The organism is Actinophytocola sp., from assembly GCF_009379765.1.
Taxonomy (GTDB): domain Bacteria; phylum Actinomycetota; class Actinomycetes; order Mycobacteriales; family Pseudonocardiaceae; genus Actinophytocola.
The window spans coordinates 22,850-42,905 of record NZ_WHTD01000059.1 but is presented as its reverse complement, the minus strand read 5'-3'; the positions used below and the strand labels follow the sequence as shown (position 1 = coordinate 42,905).

Here is a 20,056-nt window from a genome sequence, read left to right as displayed (position 1 = left end):
TCGACCAGCAACCCGCCGGGCTCCAGCGGGCCGGGTGAGTCGTCGACGCCGCCGCCGGTGAGCACGCCGCCGCCGAGCGGCCCGGGTGGTCCCGGCGGGCCGAGCAGTGTCTCGCCGCCGCCTCCGCCCACGCCGCCGGAGGTCCCGATGCCGCCGAGCAGCACGGACCCGTCCGGCACGACCGACCCGTCCTTCGCCGGCCCCGGCCAGGTGCCGCCGGGCAGCTCGCCGGGCGGTCCCGGCGAGACCAGCCCGTCCGGCACCCCGGGCACCGGTCCGGGTGGAGTGCCGGCGGTACCGCTGCCGGGGACGAGTGGGCCGGGCTCCGGAATGCCGGGTACCGGCCTGCCGGGTTCCGGTGTTCCGGGCGCGGGTACGCCGGGCGCGCCCAAGGAAGTGACGATCAAGGACGGCAACCGCACGATCACCGTCGGCCAGCCGGACTCGAGCGGCCGCAGCAAGGTCACCGTCGACGACGGCGAGGGAGACCCGTCGGAGTACGTGGTCGACTGGACCGACGACCCGGGTGAGCAGCCCGAGGAGGGGGTGATCCGGGCGGAGGACGGGAAGGCCGTCATCCAGGACGGCGACGCCGCGATCACGCTCGAGCAGGTGCCCGGCCCGACCGACCGGCTGAAGATGACCGTCGACGACGGCACCCCGGCCAGCTACGACGTGGACTTCGGGCCGGACTCGGAGCTGCCGGACGTGCCCGATGTGCCGTCCACGCCGCGCCCGTCCCTGCCGGACGTGCCGACCCCGTCGAGCTTCGGCGGCGACGCCGGCGGCGACGCCGGTGGTGGCGGAGGTGGCTCCCCCGGCGGTGGTGGGGGTGGCGGCTCCTTCGGCGGCGCCGATACCCCGGGCAGCTCCACCGGTGGTCCTCAGCCGGGCACCATGGTCGGCGCTGGCTCCCCGGACACCGGCGGCGACCAGCGCGCGGCGGCCGCGAGTGCCGGTGGTGGAGGTGCCGGTGGTGGCGCCTCCGGGCAGGGCGCGATGGGCGGAATGCCGATGGGCGGCATGGGCGCCGGCCAGGGCGGCGGCGACCAGACCCGCCAGAGCAAGTGGCGCACGACCGGCCAACTCTTCGACGACGCCGACCCGGCGGCCAACTTCAGCGGCGTCGTGGGCCGAGACCCGGGCGAGACCAACAAGTCCGCCCCGAAGCGTTAGTGGTCGCGAACGGCGCCTTCCCGAAACAGGGGAGGCGCCGTTCGCGCGTCACGACCCGCCGGCCCCGACTTGCCCACAGGCGCCGCCCGCGCCGACCGAAACCGTCGGTGCGCCCGGGTAGCGTTGAAACCGGGGGTCCCCCGGCGAGTTGCCCACAGGGGACCTCTGTGCGGGCCGGAACTGTCGGTGCCCGCCCGTAGAGTTGAAACCGGGGGTCCCCCGGAGGGTTGTCCACAAGTGGCTTCTGCGCTCGCCGAAGTTGTCGGTGGCCTGCGGTAGCGTTGGAACCGGAGCCGGAGGCCACGGCGCCGCCTCAGCGCACCAGTTCGTCCTCTTCGGTCTCGATCACGGCGCCCTTGATGTCCTCGTCCAGCAGCGGCTGGAACCGGTTCTCGCCGGCCAGGTGGACCAGGAAGAACGCGGTCAGCAGGATCCGCGACAACCGCTGCGTCGCATGCTCGGACTTGCCCGGCAGCACCAGGTTCGACCAGTGCCGCCCCTCCGTGAAGCCCAGGTGGCTCGCCTTCGGCACGGTCCGGAGCTGCGCGGAACCGCCCCAGTTCGACGCGATCAGCCCGGCGTGCCCGACGGCCGGCGCGACCACGTCCTGACCCGCCGCCAGGTGCAACGACGGCATCCGGCAGCGCGCGGCCGCGTCCGTCGAGAACGGCTTCGTCTGCGTCGCCGCCAGCGTCGCCACCGCCCGCACGCGCGAGTCGTCGGCGGCCGCCAGCACCGCGCACCCGCCACCCACCGAGTGGCCGGCGAGCCCCAGTCGCGCCGGGTCGACGCTGATCTCGCCGTCGCCGAGGCGCACCCCGACGCACACGTCCAGCGCCGTGCGCAGGTCGGCCGCGAACAGCCGGTGCGACGCGAGCGGCCCGCGCTGGGTCGCCGGCGCGGCCACCACGACGCCCCACGACGCCAGATGGCGCAGCAGACCGAGGTAGCGCTCCGGCGGCTGCAGCCACCCGTGCCCGAACGCGACGGCCGGCAGCCCGAGTCCCGCCGTCGGGGTGAACACCACGCCCGGCAGGCCGACGAGGGCCAGGTCACCGCGCAGCACCCGGTGCGGCCCCTTGTGGGACAACTCCTCAGCGAGGTGCTTCGCCTTGTTCGCCATGGTCGTTGACCCTATCGAGATCGAGGGCCGAAGGCCCTACCGGCGGCCTCACCCGACCTCGTTACGCTCGTCGGTGTGTGCGGAATCGTGGGATATGTAGGGCATCGCCCGGCGCTCGACGTGGTCCTCGACGGGCTGCGACGGCTCGAGTACCGCGGGTACGACTCGGCCGGTGTGGCCGTACTCGCAGGTCAGGGTCGGCTCGCGGTCGAACGCAAGGCCGGCAGGCTGAGCAACCTGGAGGACCGGCTGACGGAGGTCGGCCGGGACGCCTTCGCCGGCACCGCCGGCATCGGGCACACCCGGTGGGCCACCCACGGCGCGCCGGTGGACCGCAACTCGCACCCGCACCGGGACGCTGCCAACAGGGTGGCGGTGGTGCACAACGGGATCATCGAGAACTTCGCCGCGCTGCGCGCCGAGCTGGAGGCCGCCGGCGTCGAGTTCGCCAGTGACACCGACACCGAGACCGTCGCCCACCTGGTCGCCCGCGCCTACGACGGTGTCGACGGGGCCGAGGGCACCGCCGGTGACCTGCCGGCCAGCATGCGGGCCGTCTGCCGGCGCCTCGACGGGGCGTTCACCCTGGTGGTGACCCATGTCGATCAGCCGGACGTGATCGTCGCCGCGCGCCGGTCCTCGCCGCTCGTGGTCGGCATCGGCGAAGGGGAGACGTTCGTCGCATCCGACGTGGCCGCGTTCATCGAGCACACCCGCGACGCCGTCGAGCTCGGCCAGGACCAGGTCGTTACGATCAACCGGGACGGCTACCACGTGACCGACTTCCGCGGCGAGGACGCGGTGAGCAGGCCGTTCCACGTCGACTGGGACCTCTCGGCCGCCGAGAAGGGCGGCTACGAGTACTTCATGCTCAAGGAGATCGAGGAGCAGCCCGAGGCGCTCGCCGACACCCTCCGCGGGCACTTCAACGGCGGTCGCATCGTGCTCGACGAGCAGCGCATGTCCGACCAGGACCTGCGCGACGTGGACAAGGTGTTCGTGGTCGCCTGCGGCACCGCGTACCACTCGGGCCTCATCGCGAAGTACGCCATCGAGCACTGGACCCGGCTGCCCGTCGAGGTCGAGCTGGCCTCGGAGTTCCGCTACCGCGACCCCGTGCTCGACCGGGACACGCTGGTGGTCGCCGTGTCCCAGTCCGGCGAGACCGCGGACACGCTGGAGGCCGTGCGGCACGCGCGTGAGCAGAAGGCCCGGGTCCTCGCGGTCTGCAACACCAACGGCGCGCAGATCCCGCGCGAGTCCGACGCGGTGCTCTACACGCACGCGGGCCCGGAGGTCGGCGTCGCGTCGACCAAGACCTTCCTGGCCCAGATCGCGGCGAACTACCTGGTCGGACTCGCCTTGGCGCAGGCCCGCGGCACGAAGTACCCGGACGAGGTGGCCCGCGAGTTCGACGAGCTGGCCGCGATGCCCGAGCAGGTGCGCCGGGTGCTCGGCACGGTGGAGAAAGTCCGGTCGCTGGGCCGGTCGCTGGCCGACGCGAAGGCGGTGCTGTTCCTCGGCCGGCACGTCGGCTACCCGGTGGCGCTGGAGGGCGCGCTCAAGCTCAAGGAGCTGGCGTACATGCACGCCGAGGGGTTCGCGGCGGGTGAGCTCAAGCACGGGCCGATCGCGCTGATCGAGGAAGGTCTGCCGGTCGTCGTGGTGATGCCGTCGCCCAAAGGGCGCGCGGTGCTGCACGCGAAGCTGCTGTCGAACATCTCGGAGATCCAGGCCCGGGGCGCGCGCACGATCGTGATCGCCGAGGAGGGTGACGAGACCGTGCGGCCGTTCGCCGACGAGCTGGTGGAGGTGCCCGCCGTGCCGACGCTCCTGCAGCCGCTGGTGTCGACGGTGCCGCTGCAGGTGCTGGCCGCGGAGATCGCCAGGGCGCGCGGGTACGACGTGGACAAGCCGCGGAACCTGGCGAAGTCGGTGACGGTGGAGTAGCGCCGTGCGCGGGGTGTGGACGACCGAGCAGGTCAAGGCCGCCGAGGACCAGCTGCTGGCGCGGACGCCTCCGGGTGCGCTGATGCGCAAGGCCGCCTTCGGGGTGGCCGTCCAGGCAGCAGCGATGCTGCGGTCGCTGACCGGCGCGGTGGCCGGGCGGCGGGTCGTGCTCCTGGTCGGCGCCGGCAACAACGGCGGGGACGCGTTGTGGGCCGGGTACTTCCTGCGCCGGCGGGCGGTCGCGGTGACGGCGTTGTTGCTGTCGCCGGACAAGGCGCATCCGGAGGGCTTGGCGGCGTTGCGGCGGGCCGGTGGTCGGGTCGTCCCCGCCGAGGGTGCGACACCTCCGGTGGCGTCCGCGCTCGGTGGTGCCGACCTGGTGATCGACGGGATCGTGGGGCTGTCGGCCCGCGGCCCGCTGCGCCCGCCGGCGGCGGAGCTGGTCGAGGCGGTCGAGGCGCCGGTGCTCGCGGTGGACCTGCCCAGCGGCGTCGACCCGAACACGGGCGCGGCGCGAGGCCCCGCGGTGCACGCGGACGTGACCGTGACGTTCGGCGCGCGCAAGCCGGTGCACGTGCTGGCCGAAGGCGCGGTCCGGTCCGGGACCGTGCACCTGGTGGACATCGGCCTCGGGCCGTGGCTGGACGAGCCGTCGCTCGTGGTGCTGGAGCAGTCCGACGTGGGCCGGATGTGGCGGGTCCCCGGTCCGGGCGACGACAAGTACAGCCAGGGCGTGACCGGTGTGGCCGCGGGTTCGGCGACGTATCCCGGGGCGGCGGTCCTGTCCTGCGGGGCGGCGGTGCTGGCGACGTCCGGGATGGTGCGCTACGCCGGCTGGGCGGCGGACGGTGTCCGCGCCCGCTGGCCGGAGGTCGTGGCGACGGGTTCGGTGGAGGACGCCGGTCGGGTGCAGGCGTGGATCGTCGGCCCGGGCCTCGGCACGGGCCAGGCCGGTCGGGACGTTGTGGCCGATGTGCTGTCGGACGGCGTCCCCACCTGCGTCGACGCGGACGGCATCACGTTGCTGGCCGCCGACCCGTCGCTGTGGGACCGCCGCGAGCCGGACGCCGCGGTGGTCCTGACCCCGCACGACCGCGAGTTCGCCCGCATCGCCGAGCCGCTGGGCATCGAGCTGGGCGACGACCGCCCCGAGGCGGCGCGTGCCCTGGCCCGGCGCTTGGACAGCGTCGTCCTGCTGAAGGGCCACACGACGGTGATCGCCGATCCCGGCGGCCGCGTGCTGGTGAACCCGGCGTCGTCGGCCTGGCTGGCGACCGCGGGCTCCGGCGACGTGCTGTCCGGCCTGGTCGGCGCCATGCTGGCAACCGGGTTGGACCCGTGGCTGGCGACGGGCTGCGCGGCCTGGATCCACGAACGAGCGGGCGTGCTGGCCGCGGCCGACGCCCCGGCCCCGGCCTCAGCGATCCTGCACACGATCCCCGACGCAATACGCTCCGCCCGAGCGACCCGCAACCCCTGACCCGTACGAACGGCCCATTCGCACGGCCCTGGGGACCCCCCGGTTTCAACCCTGCCAGGCCACACCGACGGTTTCGGCCGCCGCTGAGAGCTGCCTGTGCACAACCCGGCGCCCGGGGCTGTGCAAACATTGGCCACGTCATGGCTGTTCATCCACCGCGGGCCGAGGCGGTCGTCGACCTCGATGCCCTGCGCCACAACGTCACCCTGCTCGCCGGCCGGGCCGCTGCGTCCGGGGCCGCCACCATGGCCGTCGTCAAGGCCGACGGCTACGGCCACGGCGCGGTTCAGGTCGCCCGTGCCGCGCTCCAGGCCGGCGCCACCTGGCTCGGCTCGTGCTCGCTCGCCGAGGCCCTCGTCCTGCGCGACGCCGGCATCACCGCCCCGATCCTGAGCTGGCTCGAAGCCGCCGACCGGGACTACGCGCCTGGCATCGCCGCCGGCGTCGACCTCACCGCCTCGAGCGTCCGCGAGCTCGGCGCCATCCTCGACGCGGGCCACCCGCGGGTCCACCTCAAGATCGACACCGGGCTCTCCCGCAACGGCTGCCCCGCCGACGAGTGGCCCGACCTCGTCGAGACCGCCGCCAAGGCCCAGGCCGACGGCCGCGCGGAGGTCGTCGCCATCTGGTCGCACCTCGCCTGCGCCGACGAGCCCGGCCACCCGTCCGTCGACGCGCAGGCACGCAGGTTCCAGCAGGCGTACGACATCGCGACCGACGCCGGCCTGGATCCCAAGCGGCACCTCGCGAACTCGGCCGGCACGCTCAACCGGCCCGACCTGCACTTCGACCTCGTCCGCGTCGGCATCGCCATGTACGGGCTGAACCCGTTGCCGGGCAAGGAGGACCTCCGCCCGGTGCTGACGTTCCGTTCGTCCGTCGCGCTCACCAAGCGGATCGCGCGGGGCGAGTCGGTCTCGTACGGGCAGATCTGGACCGCACCGCGGGACACCACCGTCGCACTCGTGCCCGTCGGCTACGCGGACGGCGTGCCGCGGCTGCTGTCCGGCCGGATGGACGTGTGGCTCGCCGGCCGGCGCCGGCCGGTCGTCGGCCGGGTGTGCATGGACCAGATCGTGGTCGACTGCGGTGACGACGACGTGCCGGTCGGCGCGGAGGTCGTCCTCTTCGGCGCCGGTGACCGAGGCGCGCCGACCGCGACCGAGTGGGCCGACACGATCGGCACCATCGACTACGAGATCGTCACCGGCATGTACCGGCCGCGGGTCACGCGGACCTACCGGGGCGCCCGGTGACGGTGTCCAAGAAGGTCGGCGCGGTGATCGGCACCGCGATCGGCGTCGCGGCCGCGGGCACCGCCATCGCGGTCGGCGTCTCCCGCCGCCGCCACGACCCCGACGACCCGTACGCCGGCGAGCCGCTCGGCCGCCTGCGCCCCGACCGGACGTACACAGTGATCACCGACGACGGCATCGAGCTGGCGGTCGAGGAGGTCGACCCCGCCGACGGCGGCAAGCCGGAGCTCACCGTCGTCTTCGTGCACGGCTTCGCGCTGTCCCGGCGTTCCTGGCACTTCCAGCGCCGCGCGCTCGCCCAGCTCACCGAGCCGCGCGTGCGCCAGGTCCTCTACGACCACCGCAGCCACGGCGACTCCGGCCGGGCCAACGAGGCGTCCAGCACCATCGACCAGCTCGGCCTCGACCTCGGCGAGGTCATCGACAAGGCGGGGATCGTGGGCCCGACCGTCCTGGTCGGACACTCGATGGGCGGCATGACGATCATGGCGCTCGCCGAGCAGCGGCCGGAGCTGTTCACCGAGCAGGTCTGCGGCGTCGCGCTGATCGGCACCTCGGCCGGCGAGGTCGGCAAGAGCGGTCTGCCGCGGCCGCTGCTGTCCCGGTACAACCCGCTGACCAGGGGTATCGGCAGGCTCGCCGACTGGCAGCCGGGCATGGTCGAGCTGGTCCGCGCGGCCGGCGGGCAGCTCACCCGGCGGGCGGTGCGCTCGCTCGCGTTCGGGTCCAAGGACGTCAGCCCGTCGCTCGTCGACTTCCTGCTGGAGCTGCTCGACGCGACGCCGGTGCGGGTGCTCGCCGACTTCATCGGCACGCTCGGCACGCATAACCGCTACGCCGCGCTCGCCGGCCTCAAGCACGCACACGTGCTCGTGATCAGCGGCGACGCCGACCGGATGACCGCGTTCTCGCACGCCGAGCGGATCGCGGTCGAGCTGCCGGACGCCGAGCTGGTTCGGGTGCGCGGCGGCGGGCACATGGCGATGTTCGAGCAGCCGCAGCTCATCAACGACCACCTGGTGATGCTGTTGCAGCAGTGCGCGTTCGGCGACCCGGAGCACGACCGGCGCAAGTGGTGGCGCCGGTGACGACCGTGGAGCTGCCCGAGGTGTCGGACACCCTGCGGTTCGGCCGCGGCCTCGGCGCGGTGCTCGAGGCCGGTGACCTCGTGCTGCTCGCCGGACCGCTCGGTGCCGGGAAGACCGTGCTGGCCAAGGGAATCGCCGAGGGTCTCGGCGTGGCCGGCCGGGTCAGCTCCCCGACCTTCATCATCGCGCGCGAGCACCGGCCGGCGCCCGGCGGTCGCGGGATCCCGCTCGTGCACGTGGACGCCTACCGGCTCGGCGGCGACCTCGACCAGCTCGACGACCTCGACCTGGACACGTCCCTGGTCGACGCGGCCGTGGTGATCGAGTGGGGTGAGGGCGCCGGTGAGCGGCTGTCCGCCGACCACCTGCTGATCCGCCTGGAACGCCGCGCGGACGACGCCCGCCTGGCGACCGTCATCCCGCACGGCGCGTGGGTCGACCGCCCGCTGACCTAGTGTCCTGAGTCGGCAGTTTGGCGCCAGATCCGGTGATCCGCGTGGTGGCTGGCAAGGCGGCGGGAAGTCCTCGTACCGGGTCGTACTCGGGCTTTCTGCCAACGCCGCCAGCCGCCGCGCGGGCGCCGGAGGTGGTGTCGAATCTCCAACTCAGGACACTAGTGTCCTGAGTCGGGAGTTCGTCACTCGATTCGCCGGCCCAGCTTCCTGCTGGCGGCGTCGCCGGTCCGCCCGAGTACAACCCGGTACGAGGACGAACCGGCGCCTTGCCAGCAGAAACCTGGACTCGCCGACTCAAGCAACAGACTCCCGGCGGGGGACACTAGACCCCGAACCTGTCCAGTGTGGACACCAGGGCGTCCGGCCGGTCGGCGGTGGGCAGCGCGTCGATGATCGCGGTCCGCACGCCGACTGCCTCCGCGCCGCCGTCGGCCTCGGCGCTGTCGCCGACCATCAGCGCGTCCTCGGGCGCGACCCCGATCCGCTGGCACGCCACGAGGAAGATCTTCGGGTCCGGCTTCATCGAACCCTCCACATAGGACAGAACAAACTCGGCGACGAGGTCCGCCGCGCCGTGCCGGCCGAACACGTCCCGGATGTCCCAGGCGATGTTGCTGACCACGGCGACGGGGATCCCGGCGGTCCGCAGCCGGCGCAGCGCGGCGACCGTGTCCGGGTAGGGCTGCCAGGCGGTCGGGTCGAGGACGCGTGCGTAGGCGGCCTCGGCCATCCCCGGCCCGAGCTCGACCCCGCTTCGCGCGAGCGCGGTGAGGTAGACCCGCCGGTGGAGGGCGGGATCGAGGTCGCGGCGCGCCCACTCGTCGGCGAAGTCCGGCGGCAGATCCTTCGTGCCGTTCGGCGACCACGTCGTCACGACGCGGGTCAGCTGGTCCCGTTGGGCGTCGCTGAGCTGCGAGAGCTCCTCGCCCCAGGAAGCCCCGGGTTCGAGATGGAAGAGAGTGCCGGAGAAGTCGAGGAGAACACCGCGGATCATGCCCGCCACGTTACGGCCGGCGGCCGCGGGCCGGCTCCAGGTGGCTGCCGAAGTACCAGTCGTAACCGGCGGCCAGGTGGGGTTGGCCTCGACCTGTTCACGCAGGGGGCGATGGCTCCACGGCCGGCGGGCCTCCTCGGTGAGGAGCTCGTGGCCCGCCTCGTCGCCGATGATCTCGACGTCCGGCCAGGCGCACCCGCCCCAGGTGTGGTCCCAGTGGTGGTGCGTGTAGACGAGCCGGCCGGCGGGCGGCAGCCCCGCCCCGACCATGGCGGCCTGCACGTTCCTCGCGAGCGCCGGACTGTGCCCCGCGTCGACGACGGTGCTGTCCTCACGCCCGGCGATGACCGCGACGCCGCCCTGCACGTTGTCGGGGTCGGGATCGTGCGGGTAGAGCCAGCCGCGGCCGGCCAGATGCTGGAGGGTCACCGGCCCATCATCCGAGGACGCGGCCCGAACGGCCACGATGTCCCGAAGAACCCCGCTGACCTGCCCGAACAACTCCTCGCGCGCACGCGCGCGGGCAGAACCCGAGCCCCGAAAGCCCCCACCCTCTCCGGGGGCACCCCGTCATCCACTTTACCCGCGGGCGGCGGCCCAGAGGGGATGCAAGATCGACTTGTGGACAAGTGGGCTGGTTGTGGATAACTCGGTTCGGACCGGGCCAAAAGGCTTGAGACTGTCGTGGGGCACCGTCAGGCTGGGGGCATGCGTGCGGTGATCTTCGACTGGGGTGGCACGCTCACCCCCTGGCTCACAATCGACTATCTCGCGGCCTGGCGTAGCTACGCCGACGTGCTGCACCCCGGTGACGCCGACCAGGCCGATCGGGTCGCGGCGGCCATCCATGAGGCCGAGGAGGCGGCCTGGCGCCTCGCGCGCGACGAGCATCGGGCCTTCACCATCGGCCAGGTGCTCGCGGCAGCCGACACCGTCGAGCACGACGGCGGGTTCGCGGCCTATCGCACCTTCTGGGACCAGGCCACCCACACCGACCCGGACGTCGCCCCGCTCGTGCAGGCCCTGCGCGACAAGGGCTTACGCATCGGCATCCTCTCCTCCACACCGTGGCCCGCGGCCTGGCACGAGGAGGTCCTCGAGCGCGACGGCGTACGCGACCTGTTCCACGCCCGCGTCTGGAGCAGCGACCTCGAGTACACCAAGCCGCACGCCGCGGCCTTCCGCGCCGCCATGACCGCCGTCGGCGTCGAGGACCCGGCCGACTGCGTCTATGTCGGCGACCGCCCCTACGACGACATCAGTGGCGCAAAGGCCGTCGGCATGCGCGCGGTCCTCGTCCCCAACAGCGACATCCCCACCCACCAGCAGGTGCCCGTCGACGTCGAGCCCGACGCCGTCGTCACGCGCCTCGCCGAGCTCGAGGAGGTGGTCGACCGCTGGCTGGCCTGACCAGCGCCGAGCGGACAACGAGAAGCACGTAGGCTTGACGGCCGTGCTGGTACTCGCAGTCGACTCCGCCACGCCCGCGGTCACCGCAGGCGTGGTCGCCGTCAACGGCGCGCGTCTCGACGTGCTCGCCGAACGCGTCACCGTCGACGCCAAGGCGCACGGTGAGCTCCTGACCCCGCACATCCTCGCGGCGTTCGAGGACGCGGGCCGCCGACTCCAGGACCTCGACGCGATCGTCTGCGGCGCGGGCCCCGGACCGTTCACCGGACTGCGCGCCGGCATGGCCACCGCGGCCGCGCTCGGCCATGCGCTCGGCATACCGGTCCACCCGGTCTGCACGCTCGACGCCATCGCGGCCCTCGAGCGCGGCCCGTTGCTCGTCACCATCGACGCGCGGCGCAAGGAGCTCTACTGGGCCACCTACGACGACCACGGTGTCCGCACCGAGGGCCCGGCGGTCGCGAAGCCGGCCGACGTCCCACAATTGAACAAGCGCGCGGGCACCAGGCTCTACGTCGACACGCTGACCATGCCGCACACCGGCGCCGAGTACCCGACCCCGGCCGGCCTGGTGCGGGCGGCGGACCTCGACACCGAGCCGGGCCCGATGACCCCGCTCTACCTGCGACGGCCCGACGCCACCGAGCCCGGCGCCCGCAAACGGGTGACCGCGCCGTGACGGTTCGGCTCGCCCCGCTGGACTACGCGGACCTCGACCGCTGCGCCGAGCTGGAACGGACCCTCTTCGCCGGCGACGACCCCTGGTCCGTGTCCATGCTGCGGTCCGAGCTCGACCACGGCCACCAGTACTTCGGGGCCTTCGCGGACGGCGTCGGCCTCGTCGGCTACGCGGGCATCTCCGTGCTCGGCACCATGCGCGACGCCGAGGCCAGCGTGCACACCATCGGCGTCGACCCGGCCTGGCAGGGCCAGGGCATCGGCAAGGCGCTGCTGCGCGCCCTGCTCGCGATCGCCGACGAGTTCACCGCGCCGGTCTACCTCGAGGTGCGCACCGACAACGCCGCCGCCATCGCGCTCTACCAGGCACACGGCTTCGTCCGGATCGGCTTGCGGCGCAAGTACTACCAACCCTCCGACGCCGACGCCTACACCATGGCCCGCCCGGCGCAGGTCGGCCAGAAGGCCCACAAGGACGGAAGCCAGTGACGATCATCCTGGGCATCGAGAGCTCCTGCGACGAGACCGGCGTCGGCATCGTCGGGCTGCGCACCGACGGCACCATCGAGCTCCTCGCCGACGAGGTCGCCTCCAGCGTCGAGCAGCACGCCCGCTTCGGCGGCGTCGTGCCCGAGGTCGCGAGCCGCGCCCACCTCGAGGCCATGGTCCCGATCATGAAGCGCGCCTTCGCGACCTCCGGGCTGGAGCTCGGCGACGTCGACGCCATCGCCGTCACCTGCGGGCCCGGCCTCGCCGGGGCGCTCCTCGTCGGCGTGTCCGCGGCCAAGGCCTACGCCGCCGCGCTCGACGTCCCTCTCTACGGCGTCAACCACCTGCCCGGCCACGTCGCCGCCGACACCCTCCAGCACGGCCCGCTGCCCTCGCCGTGCCTGGCGCTGCTCGTCTCCGGCGGCCACACCCAGCTCCTCCAGGTCGACGACCTGGCCGGCAGGATCACCGAGATCGGCTCGACCATCGACGACGCGGCCGGCGAGGCCTACGACAAGGTCGCCCGCATCCTCGGTCTGCCCTACCCCGGCGGCCCGCCCATCGACGAGGCCGCCAAGCGCGGCGACCCCCGGGCCATCCGCTTCCCGCGTGGGCTCACCGGTCCTCGCGACGCCAAGTTCGACTTCTCCTTCTCCGGCCTCAAGACCGCGGTCGCCCGCTGGGTCGAGAACCACGAGCGCGACGGCGGCGCGATCCCGGTCGACGACGTCGCCGCGTCGTTCCAGGAAGCAGTCGCCGACGTGCTCACCGCCAAGGCCGTGCGCGCGGCCGGCGAGCTCGGCATCGACACCATGGTCGTCTCCGGTGGCGTCGCGGCCAACTCCCGGCTGTCGGGCCTCGCCGCGCGGCGCTGCGCCGAGGCCGGCATTGAGCTGCGCGTTCCCCGACCCCGGCTGTGTACGGACAACGGCGCGATGATCGCCGCGCTCGGCGCCCACCTCGTCGCCGCCGGCGTGCGACCGTCCTCTTTGGATCTTTCGACAGATCCTGCGCTTCTCGTCAACGCCGTGTCGGTCTGAGGACAGGATCACGCGCCCCGTACCCTCAACCGGGTGAACGTCGCGGTCACCGGTTCCAGTGGTCTGATGGGGCACGCGCTGGTGAGTCACCTGCGCTCCCAGGGCCGCCGGGTGACCCGGCTCGTTCAGCGCCGGCCGTCCGCCGAGGACGAGGTGCTCTGGTATCCCGAGCTCGACACCGCCGGTCTCGCCGACGTCCAAGCCGTGGTGCACCTCGTCGGCGAGCGGGTCTACGGCCGCTGGACCGAGCACCACAAGGAGGCGATCCGCGAGTCCCGGGTCGCCGGCACGCGCGCGCTCGCCGAGTCCCTCGCCAAGATGGACGGCGGCCCCCGCACGCTGCTCTGCGCGTCGGCGATCGGCTACTACGGCGACCGAGGCGACGAGATGCTGACCGAGGTCAGCCCGCCCGGCGAGGGCTTCCTCGCGTCGGTGCACCGCGAGGCCGAGGAGGCCGCGGCCATCGCCGAGCGCGCGGGACTTCGGGTCGTCCACCTGCGGATCGGCATCGTGCAGTCACCGGAAGGCGGCGCGCTCGCGTGGTTGCTGCCGCAGTTCCGCCGCGGGCTCGGCATCCGCGCCGGGACCGGTAGCCAGTACGTGAGCTGGGTGTCGCTGCCGGACCTCGTCCGAGCGATCGGCCACGTGCTCGCGACCCCGTCGCTCGCCGGGCCGGTCAACGTCGTCGCGCCGCACCCGGTGACCAACCGCGAGTACGCCGACATCCTCGCCGGTGCCCTCGGCCGACCGCGGTTCATCGCCCTGACCAGGGGGCTGACCAGGCGAATGTTCGGCACGGACGTCGCCGACGAGATCGTCCTCGCCAGCATCCGTGCGGTGCCCGACCGGCTGTTGCGCACCGGCTTCACATTCCGTCACCCGAAGCTGGAGATCGCCTTCCGAGAGCTGCTCTGAGTATCTATTACTTGCGGTAACATGCACGCATGGGTGAGCTTGCGAGCGAGTCATCGGCATACGGCGATCACGACGAGGACGGCTACGAGGGTGTGGCGGTGCTCCGGGTGGCCGGCGCCGAGCTGACCGTCACCGTGACCCTGGCCGGCAACTTCGAGCCGATCGACGGCAAGTACCACTGGTACGGCCGCATCCAGCCGAGCGCCGAGCTGACGTCCCTGCTCGACGGGCGGCAGGGCGCGGGCGTGCTGCGGACACGGCACGGCGAGGCGGACGGCCGGCTCACCGATCCGGACCCATGGGGTCGCTATCGGATCAGCGGCACCGGCCGCCCGCCGTTCCCCGTCCCGACAACCCTCGAAGAGCTCGCTTAGGTCGTGTCTCGTGGATCTTGGGAAAGCGCCGGGATTCGTGATCCAGATGGCTTCTGGCAAGGCGGCGGAAGGTCGCGCATACCGGGTTGTATTCGGGCCTTCCGACAACGCGGCCAGGGGGCATCCGGGCGCGAATACCACGATCCAAGATCCGCGAGACATGGCCTAGTGCTCGCGCCGCCGCTGCCGCGCCGGCGGCGCCTCCAGCCGAACACCGCGCAGCCCGAGGCGCGCGGCCTCTGCCGCCTGTCGAGCACAGCGCTCGGCGCGCTCGGCCTCGGCGAGCGCGATCCGAAGCGGGCGGGTCTCGGTAACTCGCCGGTGGACGCCCATGGCAACCACCGCGAGACCGGGGAGCAGACCCCAGAAAGCCCAGGTCGGGTCGAGCGCGATGATCAGGCCGGCGAGACCGCCGACCATCGCGCCCACGAACGCGAGCACGGCACCGATCCCGATCTCCCACCCTCCCGGGCGTGCCTCCTCGAGCGCCCCGCGGGCGGCCACGACCGCGGCCGCGGCGTCGCGCACCGCCGCCTCCGCACTCGCGAGCGTCGTCGTCGGGTCGGCACCGGTGTTCGGGTCCGGAAGGTCGGCCATGGTCCGAGCATGCCATGCCACCGGCGCCGGCCCGGGTGGTTTCGCCGAGCCGGCGCCGGTGGCGTCCGAGGTATCTAGCGGACCGAAGACCGCAGGTCCACGTCCGCCGCGTTGACGAAGGCGATCCGGTGGCCGAACTGGATCTGGACGTACCTCGTCTTGCCGCGGACCACCGTGTGGTTCGTGGCGTCGAAGGTCACCGCCCAGTAGTACTCCGAGCCCGTGACCAGGCCGACCGCGTACTTCTGGCCCGCCGCGAGCGTGTACTGCAGCGGGGTGACCGCCTGCGCGGGGATGTTCGCCGGGTACGCCGCCGCCTCCGGGTAGGCCCGGCCGTAGACCGGGATGCTCGCCTTGCCCCGCTTCGGCGTCGCCACCGTGCCGAACGACCACTCCGCGGCCGGCGACCGCTTCGGGTTGTGGAACCAGCCCTTCTGGCCCAGGTACCAGATCGCCGTCCAGTCACCGCGCCGGTCGGCGATCGCGTACCGCTGCCCGGTCTCGACCCGGCTCGAGTGGTCGGAGATGTGCATCGTGCCGGGCGAGCCGTCCGGGTGCAGGCCCACATCGGTGAGCAGTGGGGCGTCCGCACGCGGCTCGGTGTGCAGGATCACCGACCCCGACCCGTGCGGCTCGCACGGCACGCCCGCGGTGACGCAGCCGGTGAACGCCGGCTTGTTCGACGCGTAGTCCGGGTCGATCGTCACCAGGCCGGCCGCCGGGGTGCCGACCCCGCGGAACGGCGCGCCGAGCAGGTCGAAGTAGTGCGCCCAGTCCCAGTACGGGCCCGGGTCCCAGTGCATGCCGGCGACCGTCGACGGGATCGTGCCCGGCACGTTGTCGTGGCCGATGACGTGCTGGCGGTCCAGCGGGATCCGGTACTTGGCGGCCAGGTAGCGCACGAGCTTGGCCGAGCTGCGGTACAGCGCCTCGGTGTACCAGGAGCCGTCGGCGGCGAAGCCCTCGTGCTCCAGGCCGATCGACTTCGAGTTGATGTACCAGTTGCCGGCCTGCCAGGCGACGTCCTTGGCCTTGACGTGCTGCGCGACGTGCCCGTCGGCCGAGCGCAGGGTGTACTGCCAGCTCACGTACGTCGGGTCCTGCACCAGGTCGAGTGTGGTGTCGTAGCTGCCCTCGGTGTCGTGGATGACGATGTAGTCGATCTGCTGGCTCTCCGGCCGGTTCGCCAGGTCGTGGTTGCCGTAGTCGCCGTCGCCGAACTCCGCGTACGGCGCCGGGATCCACTCGCAGCCCAAGCTGCGCGGGCACTCGGTCTCGCCGTTGTCGGTCTGCCGCAGGCCGAGGTCGCCGAGCTGCGCGGTGTTCGGCCGCAGGTCCGGCCGTGCGGCGAGGCGCACCCGCTGCCCGTCGTCGGTGACCCGCTCGACGCCCTGCGCCATCGTGGTGAACACCTCGCCGGCGAACGCCGCCGCGGTCGCGGTGTCGGTCGCGCCGCTGTAGCGGGCCACCGCGCCGTACCAGTCGGCCGGGTTGTCGCTGTCGATGCCCAGGTCACGCTGGTGCTGGGCGAGCAGTGCCGCGCCGCCGCGGATGTTCTGCGCGGGGTCGGTCCGGAGCGCCTTCGTGTCGATGTCGGTGAGCTCGGCCGCCTTGTCGACCGTGCGCAGCCCGGGGGCGGACAGGTCCGGCTCGCCCGCCCGCGGGTGCAGCGCCGGGCGGGCGTCGTCGCCGCGGGGGTCCTCGGCGCCGCCGTCGTGGTGCGTGCCACCCGTGTTGGCGGCGACGACGTCGGTGAGGTGCATCGGGCCGTAGCCCGCGCTCGTGCTGGGCGCTCCGGCGTTGGTGTTCCACCGGGACTCCAGATAGGACACACCGAGCAGGACGCTCTCCGGCACCCCGAACTCGGCGGCCGCGGCGGCGTAGGCCTCCTGCCGGCTCTGTGGAGCCGTTGGCTCGGCATTCGCGGTGGTCATGCCGATGGCGAGGCTCGCGGCAATGACGCAGGTACTGACGATCGTTCTCTTCGACGACCGGGACATCGACGCCTCCAGCAGGGACGGGCGGCTCCAGACCAGGTAACTCTGCTGCCGCCCACCTCGCACAGTCAATTGTTTCCGGCCAAACGGCCTAGTTTGTTACTCGCTGACTCAAGCGCCCGCGCGGTGCTGGACCCGGCTCGGACGACGTGCCGGAACCGCTCATCCGTGGCGATCTGCCACTGGACCTTCTGGTCACGCCCGGGCAACCCCCGAGCCCGTCCTCGGTGAGCGGCTCGAGCGCGAGCCGAGTCCAGAGCACGACGCTCTCGCTGCACGGGTCGCCGGAAGCAACCCCGAGCGTGAACGGATCGGAGGGCAAGTGCGAATGCCCCGCCCCGAGCGGCGCCGCGACGCTGGCATCCCGCCAGCCCAGCAGCCCCGAGGCCGACAGCAGCAGCATCCCAGGCAGAACAGAACGACGAGTGACGTGGGACCGGTGGTCAGGCACGAGCTCCTCCCTGATCGGGTGACTCTCAGAACCTCACAATCCGGTGATGTCGCCTACCGGTAGCAACCAGTAAACGTGCGCCTACACGTTGATTGAACAACGAGAAGCCCAACTGACCGGTTACCTGCCGACCATGGCATTCGGGCCACGGGGCATCGACTCTTCCGTGGATGGCGACTCGTTGAACACGGCGTCCACCATGGTCCCCGACCGCATGCTCGACTTCGGACAGCACGGTAGCCCAGTACCTCACACGTGCGCACCAGCCGCATTCCATAACGCATCGAATGCCCAGCAGGCACGCTCGGTGTGACTGGGGCTCATGAGCATGTCCGTATTGGATTCCTGGTTAGGCCGGATGAGGTAGCCGAGCCAGGTGCCGTTCAGCAAGTACTTGCTGAACTGGGTGAACAGGGCTGGCTCCTCCATGGCGAGTGGCGCGACATCGAGCCTGTACAGGCCGGCGCCGCCCATGACGGGGAGAACGGTCCGCCGGAACGAGCAGTTCTCGTTGAGCTGGTCCCCGCCCACCACCGCGGCGACGAGGCCTCGGAAGCGGGTCACCACTTCGGGACGGGTTCCCAGTTCGCCGGCCAGCAAGAACCGGTACTTGCACCCCTTGGCGAGGTTGGCTGTGACGACCTGGAAGAACTGGCCCGCCGCAGCATCACCACCAGGCATGGCGATGACATCCGGGCCGAGGTCGGTGGCCACGATGTCCGCCTGCTGGCAGTAACGCTCGACCCGCAGGGCCTCATCCTGTTCGATCAGACCTTCCACACCTGCCGTCCGGGACTCCGCAAGCTCTCGGGCCACGACGTCGATGTGGTCGGCCAGCACCCGGCCGATGCGGGTCATCAGATCCGAGTGCCTGCCGGCTTGGGTCCGGACGTCTGCCAACGCGCGCTCGACGTACCTGGCCGGAGAACCGTTGTCACTCGGCGCGCTGACCGGCTCGCCGTACACGAGGTAGTCCAAACTGACACCGAAGAAGTCAGCCAGCGCCACCAGTCTCTGAAAGCTTGGTCGAGTGTGACCACGTACGTACTGGGACAGGGCGGCGGCTGTGACTCCGACAGATTCCAGTATCGCTTGACGGTTTCGACTGTACCCACCGCGTTCGATCAAGCTGCTGAGCATTTCCTCCAGCTTGACTTTCCGGTCGACCACTTTAACCTCCTCGGTGGAGTGCACTTAATCGTCCAACCTGGCGGCCTCGTTGCAAAGTATAACTTCGGGGATCTGAAGCAGAAGTTCATGCTTGCCAGGTCGCCTAAAGGAGAGATTCAATGAGAGGCAATTGACTTGGCGATCGATCTCGAGGTGGGCGACAGTCTGCGACCAGGGATGGTGGAACACATGACGATCTCCGGATTTGGGGAGCCGGGCAGCGGTGTCGTTGGGGTCCCCGAGGACGGCCGAGGCGGACATCTCAGATCAGGCCAGGGCCGTTTCGGGCGCGATGGGCCGTGCCGTGTGTTCGTTTCCTATGCCCATGTCGACGAGGCCGAGAGGATCCGGCTCACTGTTCATCTCGCGCCGCTCGTGCGGGAAGGGCTCATCAATCCCAGATGCAACCGGGTGATCCTGCCCGGAGCGGACTGGAAGCGTGAGATAAATAATGAGCTAGCGCAGGCGGACATCGTCATTCTGCTTGTGACCGCGGATTTCATCGCGTCGGTCTACTGTTTTGAGAAGGAAATGGTCGAAGCGTTGCGCGGCCGTGCGGAGGACGGCGTTCGCGTGCTTCCCGTCATCGTGAAGCCCGCCGATTTTCGAAATATGCCGTTCGGAAGGTTCCAGGCGCTGCCTCGGAACCTGAGGCCCATCAGTACCTGGGCCAACGCGGATGAGGCATGGCTCGAGGTGGTGCACGGCGTGCGTGAGGTGGTGCGGGACATCTACCGTTCCCGTGCCGCTGTGCCCGTACAGCGAACGGGTTCGAGCTCGAGTTCACCCGGCATGTCGCGCTGCTCATCCTCGCCAGGAGACTCGAGCTCATCATCGAGCTGCTGCGTGCGGCCGGCGTGGCTCGATCGCACGGCCGAAGCGGTTCACGCAGCCAGGGGCACGGCGACGTCCGGGCGGCCGATCTGGGTGGATTGACTGCGTTGGTGGACCCTCGTTGCAGGGTTAGCAGTCGCGTGGGTAGAGTGCCAACCGTACGGCACCGACACCGCCCCGGCACCCGCGACGGCGGGGTGGCAGGAGCCGCAAAGCAAGATCAGGTAACTGCCAACGCTTTCGAAAAGACCCGTGGAGGTCACCGCGGTGAGCGTGAACATCAAGCCGCTCGAGGACAAGATTGTTGTCCAGGCGAGCGAGGCCGAGGCCACGACGGCATCTGGCCTTGTCATCCCGGACACTGCCAAGGAGAAGCCCCAAGAGGGCAAGGTTCTGGCCGTCGGCCCGGGCCGGATCGACGACAACGGCAACCGCGTCCCGTTGGACGTGGCGGTCGGCGACGTCGTCATCTACTCCAAGTACGGCGGCACCGAGGTCAAGTACAACGGCGAGGACTATTTGATCCTCTCCGCCCGCGACGTGCTGGCCGTCGTCAACTGACGCCTGGCGTTAGTCACT

General features: G+C 71.6%; 19 protein-coding genes and 2 pseudogenes. 14 read left to right on the top strand and 7 right to left on the bottom strand.

Annotated features, from left to right (window positions below):
- Positions 1-263 (bottom strand): annotated as a pseudogene (locus GEV28_RS19280) (hypothetical protein); the annotation flags it as partial.
- Positions 264-396: 133 nt separating this feature from the next.
- Here GEV28_RS19280 and GEV28_RS19275 point away from each other — a divergent pair.
- Complete coding sequence (locus GEV28_RS19275; RefSeq protein WP_291413478.1) at positions 397-1,176, top strand: hypothetical protein; 780 nt, start codon at positions 397-399, stop codon at positions 1,174-1,176.
- 313 nt (positions 1,177-1,489) lie between these two features.
- Here GEV28_RS19275 and GEV28_RS19270 read toward each other — a convergent pair whose 3' ends face one another.
- Positions 1,490-2,299 carry an alpha/beta hydrolase gene (locus tag GEV28_RS19270; RefSeq protein ID WP_291413477.1) on the bottom strand — a complete coding sequence of 270 codons (810 nt, stop codon included), beginning with the start codon at positions 2,297-2,299 and terminating at the stop codon, positions 1,490-1,492.
- 75 nt (positions 2,300-2,374) lie between these two features.
- On the opposite strand from GEV28_RS19270, the gene glmS reads away from it, so the two are divergent.
- The 5 genes from glmS to tsaE all read left to right on the top strand — a co-directional run bounded on the left by glmS (position 2,375) and on the right by tsaE (position 8,528).
- Positions 2,375-4,249, top strand: a complete 1,875-nt coding sequence (gene glmS, locus GEV28_RS19265; RefSeq protein ID WP_291413476.1) for a glutamine--fructose-6-phosphate transaminase (isomerizing) — start codon at positions 2,375-2,377, stop codon at positions 4,247-4,249.
- Positions 4,250-4,253: 4 nt separating this feature from the next.
- Entirely contained in the window at positions 4,254-5,729 is a 1,476-nt protein-coding gene (locus GEV28_RS19260; protein WP_291413475.1) for an NAD(P)H-hydrate dehydratase, read from the top strand.
- Between the two features lie 140 nt (positions 5,730-5,869).
- Positions 5,870-6,985, top strand: a complete 1,116-nt coding sequence (alr, locus tag GEV28_RS19255) for an alanine racemase (RefSeq protein WP_291413474.1) — start codon at positions 5,870-5,872, stop codon at positions 6,983-6,985.
- On the top strand, positions 6,982-8,073 hold the full coding sequence (locus tag GEV28_RS19250; RefSeq protein WP_291413473.1) for an alpha/beta hydrolase: 1,092 nt from the start codon (positions 6,982-6,984) through the stop codon (positions 8,071-8,073). The genes alr and GEV28_RS19250 overlap by 4 nt, the downstream gene beginning before the upstream one ends.
- Complete coding sequence (gene tsaE, locus GEV28_RS19245) at positions 8,061-8,528, top strand: tRNA (adenosine(37)-N6)-threonylcarbamoyltransferase complex ATPase subunit type 1 TsaE (protein WP_291413480.1); 468 nt, start codon at positions 8,061-8,063, stop codon at positions 8,526-8,528. The genes GEV28_RS19250 and tsaE overlap by 13 nt, the downstream gene beginning before the upstream one ends.
- 322 nt (positions 8,529-8,850) lie before the next feature.
- Here the strand turns inward: tsaE and GEV28_RS19240 are convergent, their stop codons facing one another.
- A complete protein-coding gene (locus GEV28_RS19240; RefSeq protein ID WP_291413472.1) occupies positions 8,851-9,951 on the bottom strand; it encodes an HAD-IA family hydrolase in 1,101 nt (366 codons plus the stop codon).
- Positions 9,952-10,230: 279 nt separating this feature from the next.
- On the opposite strand from GEV28_RS19240, the gene GEV28_RS19235 reads away from it, so the two are divergent.
- From GEV28_RS19235 to GEV28_RS19210, 6 genes are read left to right on the top strand one after another with little or no spacing between them, the layout of a single operon-like run.
- Entirely contained in the window at positions 10,231-10,932 is a 702-nt protein-coding gene (locus GEV28_RS19235) for an HAD family hydrolase (protein ID WP_291413471.1), read from the top strand.
- A gap of 43 nt (positions 10,933-10,975) precedes the next feature.
- Positions 10,976-11,611 (top strand): tRNA (adenosine(37)-N6)-threonylcarbamoyltransferase complex dimerization subunit type 1 TsaB, encoded by a 636-nt coding sequence (gene tsaB / locus GEV28_RS19230; RefSeq protein ID WP_291413470.1) that lies wholly within the window; start codon positions 10,976-10,978, stop codon positions 11,609-11,611.
- The gene (gene rimI, locus GEV28_RS19225) at positions 11,608-12,099 is read left to right on the top strand and encodes a ribosomal protein S18-alanine N-acetyltransferase (protein WP_291413469.1); all 492 of its coding nucleotides are present in this window, start codon (positions 11,608-11,610) and stop codon (positions 12,097-12,099) included. The genes tsaB and rimI overlap by 4 nt, the downstream gene beginning before the upstream one ends.
- Positions 12,096-13,139 carry a tRNA (adenosine(37)-N6)-threonylcarbamoyltransferase complex transferase subunit TsaD gene (tsaD, locus tag GEV28_RS19220; RefSeq protein ID WP_291413468.1) on the top strand — a complete coding sequence of 348 codons (1,044 nt, stop codon included), beginning with the start codon at positions 12,096-12,098 and terminating at the stop codon, positions 13,137-13,139. Before rimI ends, tsaD begins: the two co-directional genes overlap by 4 nt.
- Positions 13,140-13,172: 33 nt before the next feature.
- Positions 13,173-14,054, top strand: a complete 882-nt coding sequence (locus GEV28_RS19215) for a TIGR01777 family oxidoreductase (RefSeq protein WP_291413467.1) — start codon at positions 13,173-13,175, stop codon at positions 14,052-14,054.
- A 29-nt stretch (positions 14,055-14,083) separates the two neighbouring features.
- Entirely contained in the window at positions 14,084-14,428 is a 345-nt protein-coding gene (locus GEV28_RS19210; protein ID WP_291413466.1) for a DUF4873 domain-containing protein, read from the top strand.
- 165 nt (positions 14,429-14,593) lie between these two features.
- Here GEV28_RS19210 and GEV28_RS19205 read toward each other — a convergent pair whose 3' ends face one another.
- The 4 genes and pseudogenes from GEV28_RS19205 to GEV28_RS19190 all read right to left on the bottom strand — a co-directional run bounded on the left by GEV28_RS19205 (position 14,594) and on the right by GEV28_RS19190 (position 18,667).
- A complete protein-coding gene (locus GEV28_RS19205; RefSeq protein ID WP_291413465.1) occupies positions 14,594-15,025 on the bottom strand; it encodes a hypothetical protein in 432 nt (143 codons plus the stop codon).
- Between the two features lie 74 nt (positions 15,026-15,099).
- A complete protein-coding gene (locus GEV28_RS19200; protein WP_291413464.1) occupies positions 15,100-17,025 on the bottom strand; it encodes an N-acetylmuramoyl-L-alanine amidase in 1,926 nt (641 codons plus the stop codon).
- Positions 17,026-17,153: 128 nt separating this feature from the next.
- A pseudogene (locus tag GEV28_RS19195) lies at positions 17,154-17,425 on the bottom strand (PhoD-like phosphatase N-terminal domain-containing protein); the annotation flags it as partial.
- A gap of 297 nt (positions 17,426-17,722) precedes the next feature.
- Entirely contained in the window at positions 17,723-18,667 is a 945-nt protein-coding gene (locus tag GEV28_RS19190) for a helix-turn-helix transcriptional regulator (RefSeq protein WP_291413463.1), read from the bottom strand.
- A gap of 111 nt (positions 18,668-18,778) precedes the next feature.
- Between GEV28_RS19190 and GEV28_RS19185 the strand changes: the two genes are divergently transcribed.
- Together GEV28_RS19185 and groES are read left to right on the top strand one after the other, a co-directional pair.
- A complete protein-coding gene (locus GEV28_RS19185) occupies positions 18,779-19,579 on the top strand; it encodes a toll/interleukin-1 receptor domain-containing protein (protein WP_291413462.1) in 801 nt (266 codons plus the stop codon).
- A gap of 150 nt (positions 19,580-19,729) precedes the next feature.
- Positions 19,730-20,038, top strand: coding sequence for a co-chaperone GroES (groES, locus tag GEV28_RS19180; RefSeq protein WP_291413461.1), 309 nt, complete (start codon positions 19,730-19,732; stop codon positions 20,036-20,038).
- The last annotated feature ends 18 nt before the right edge of the window (positions 20,039-20,056 follow it).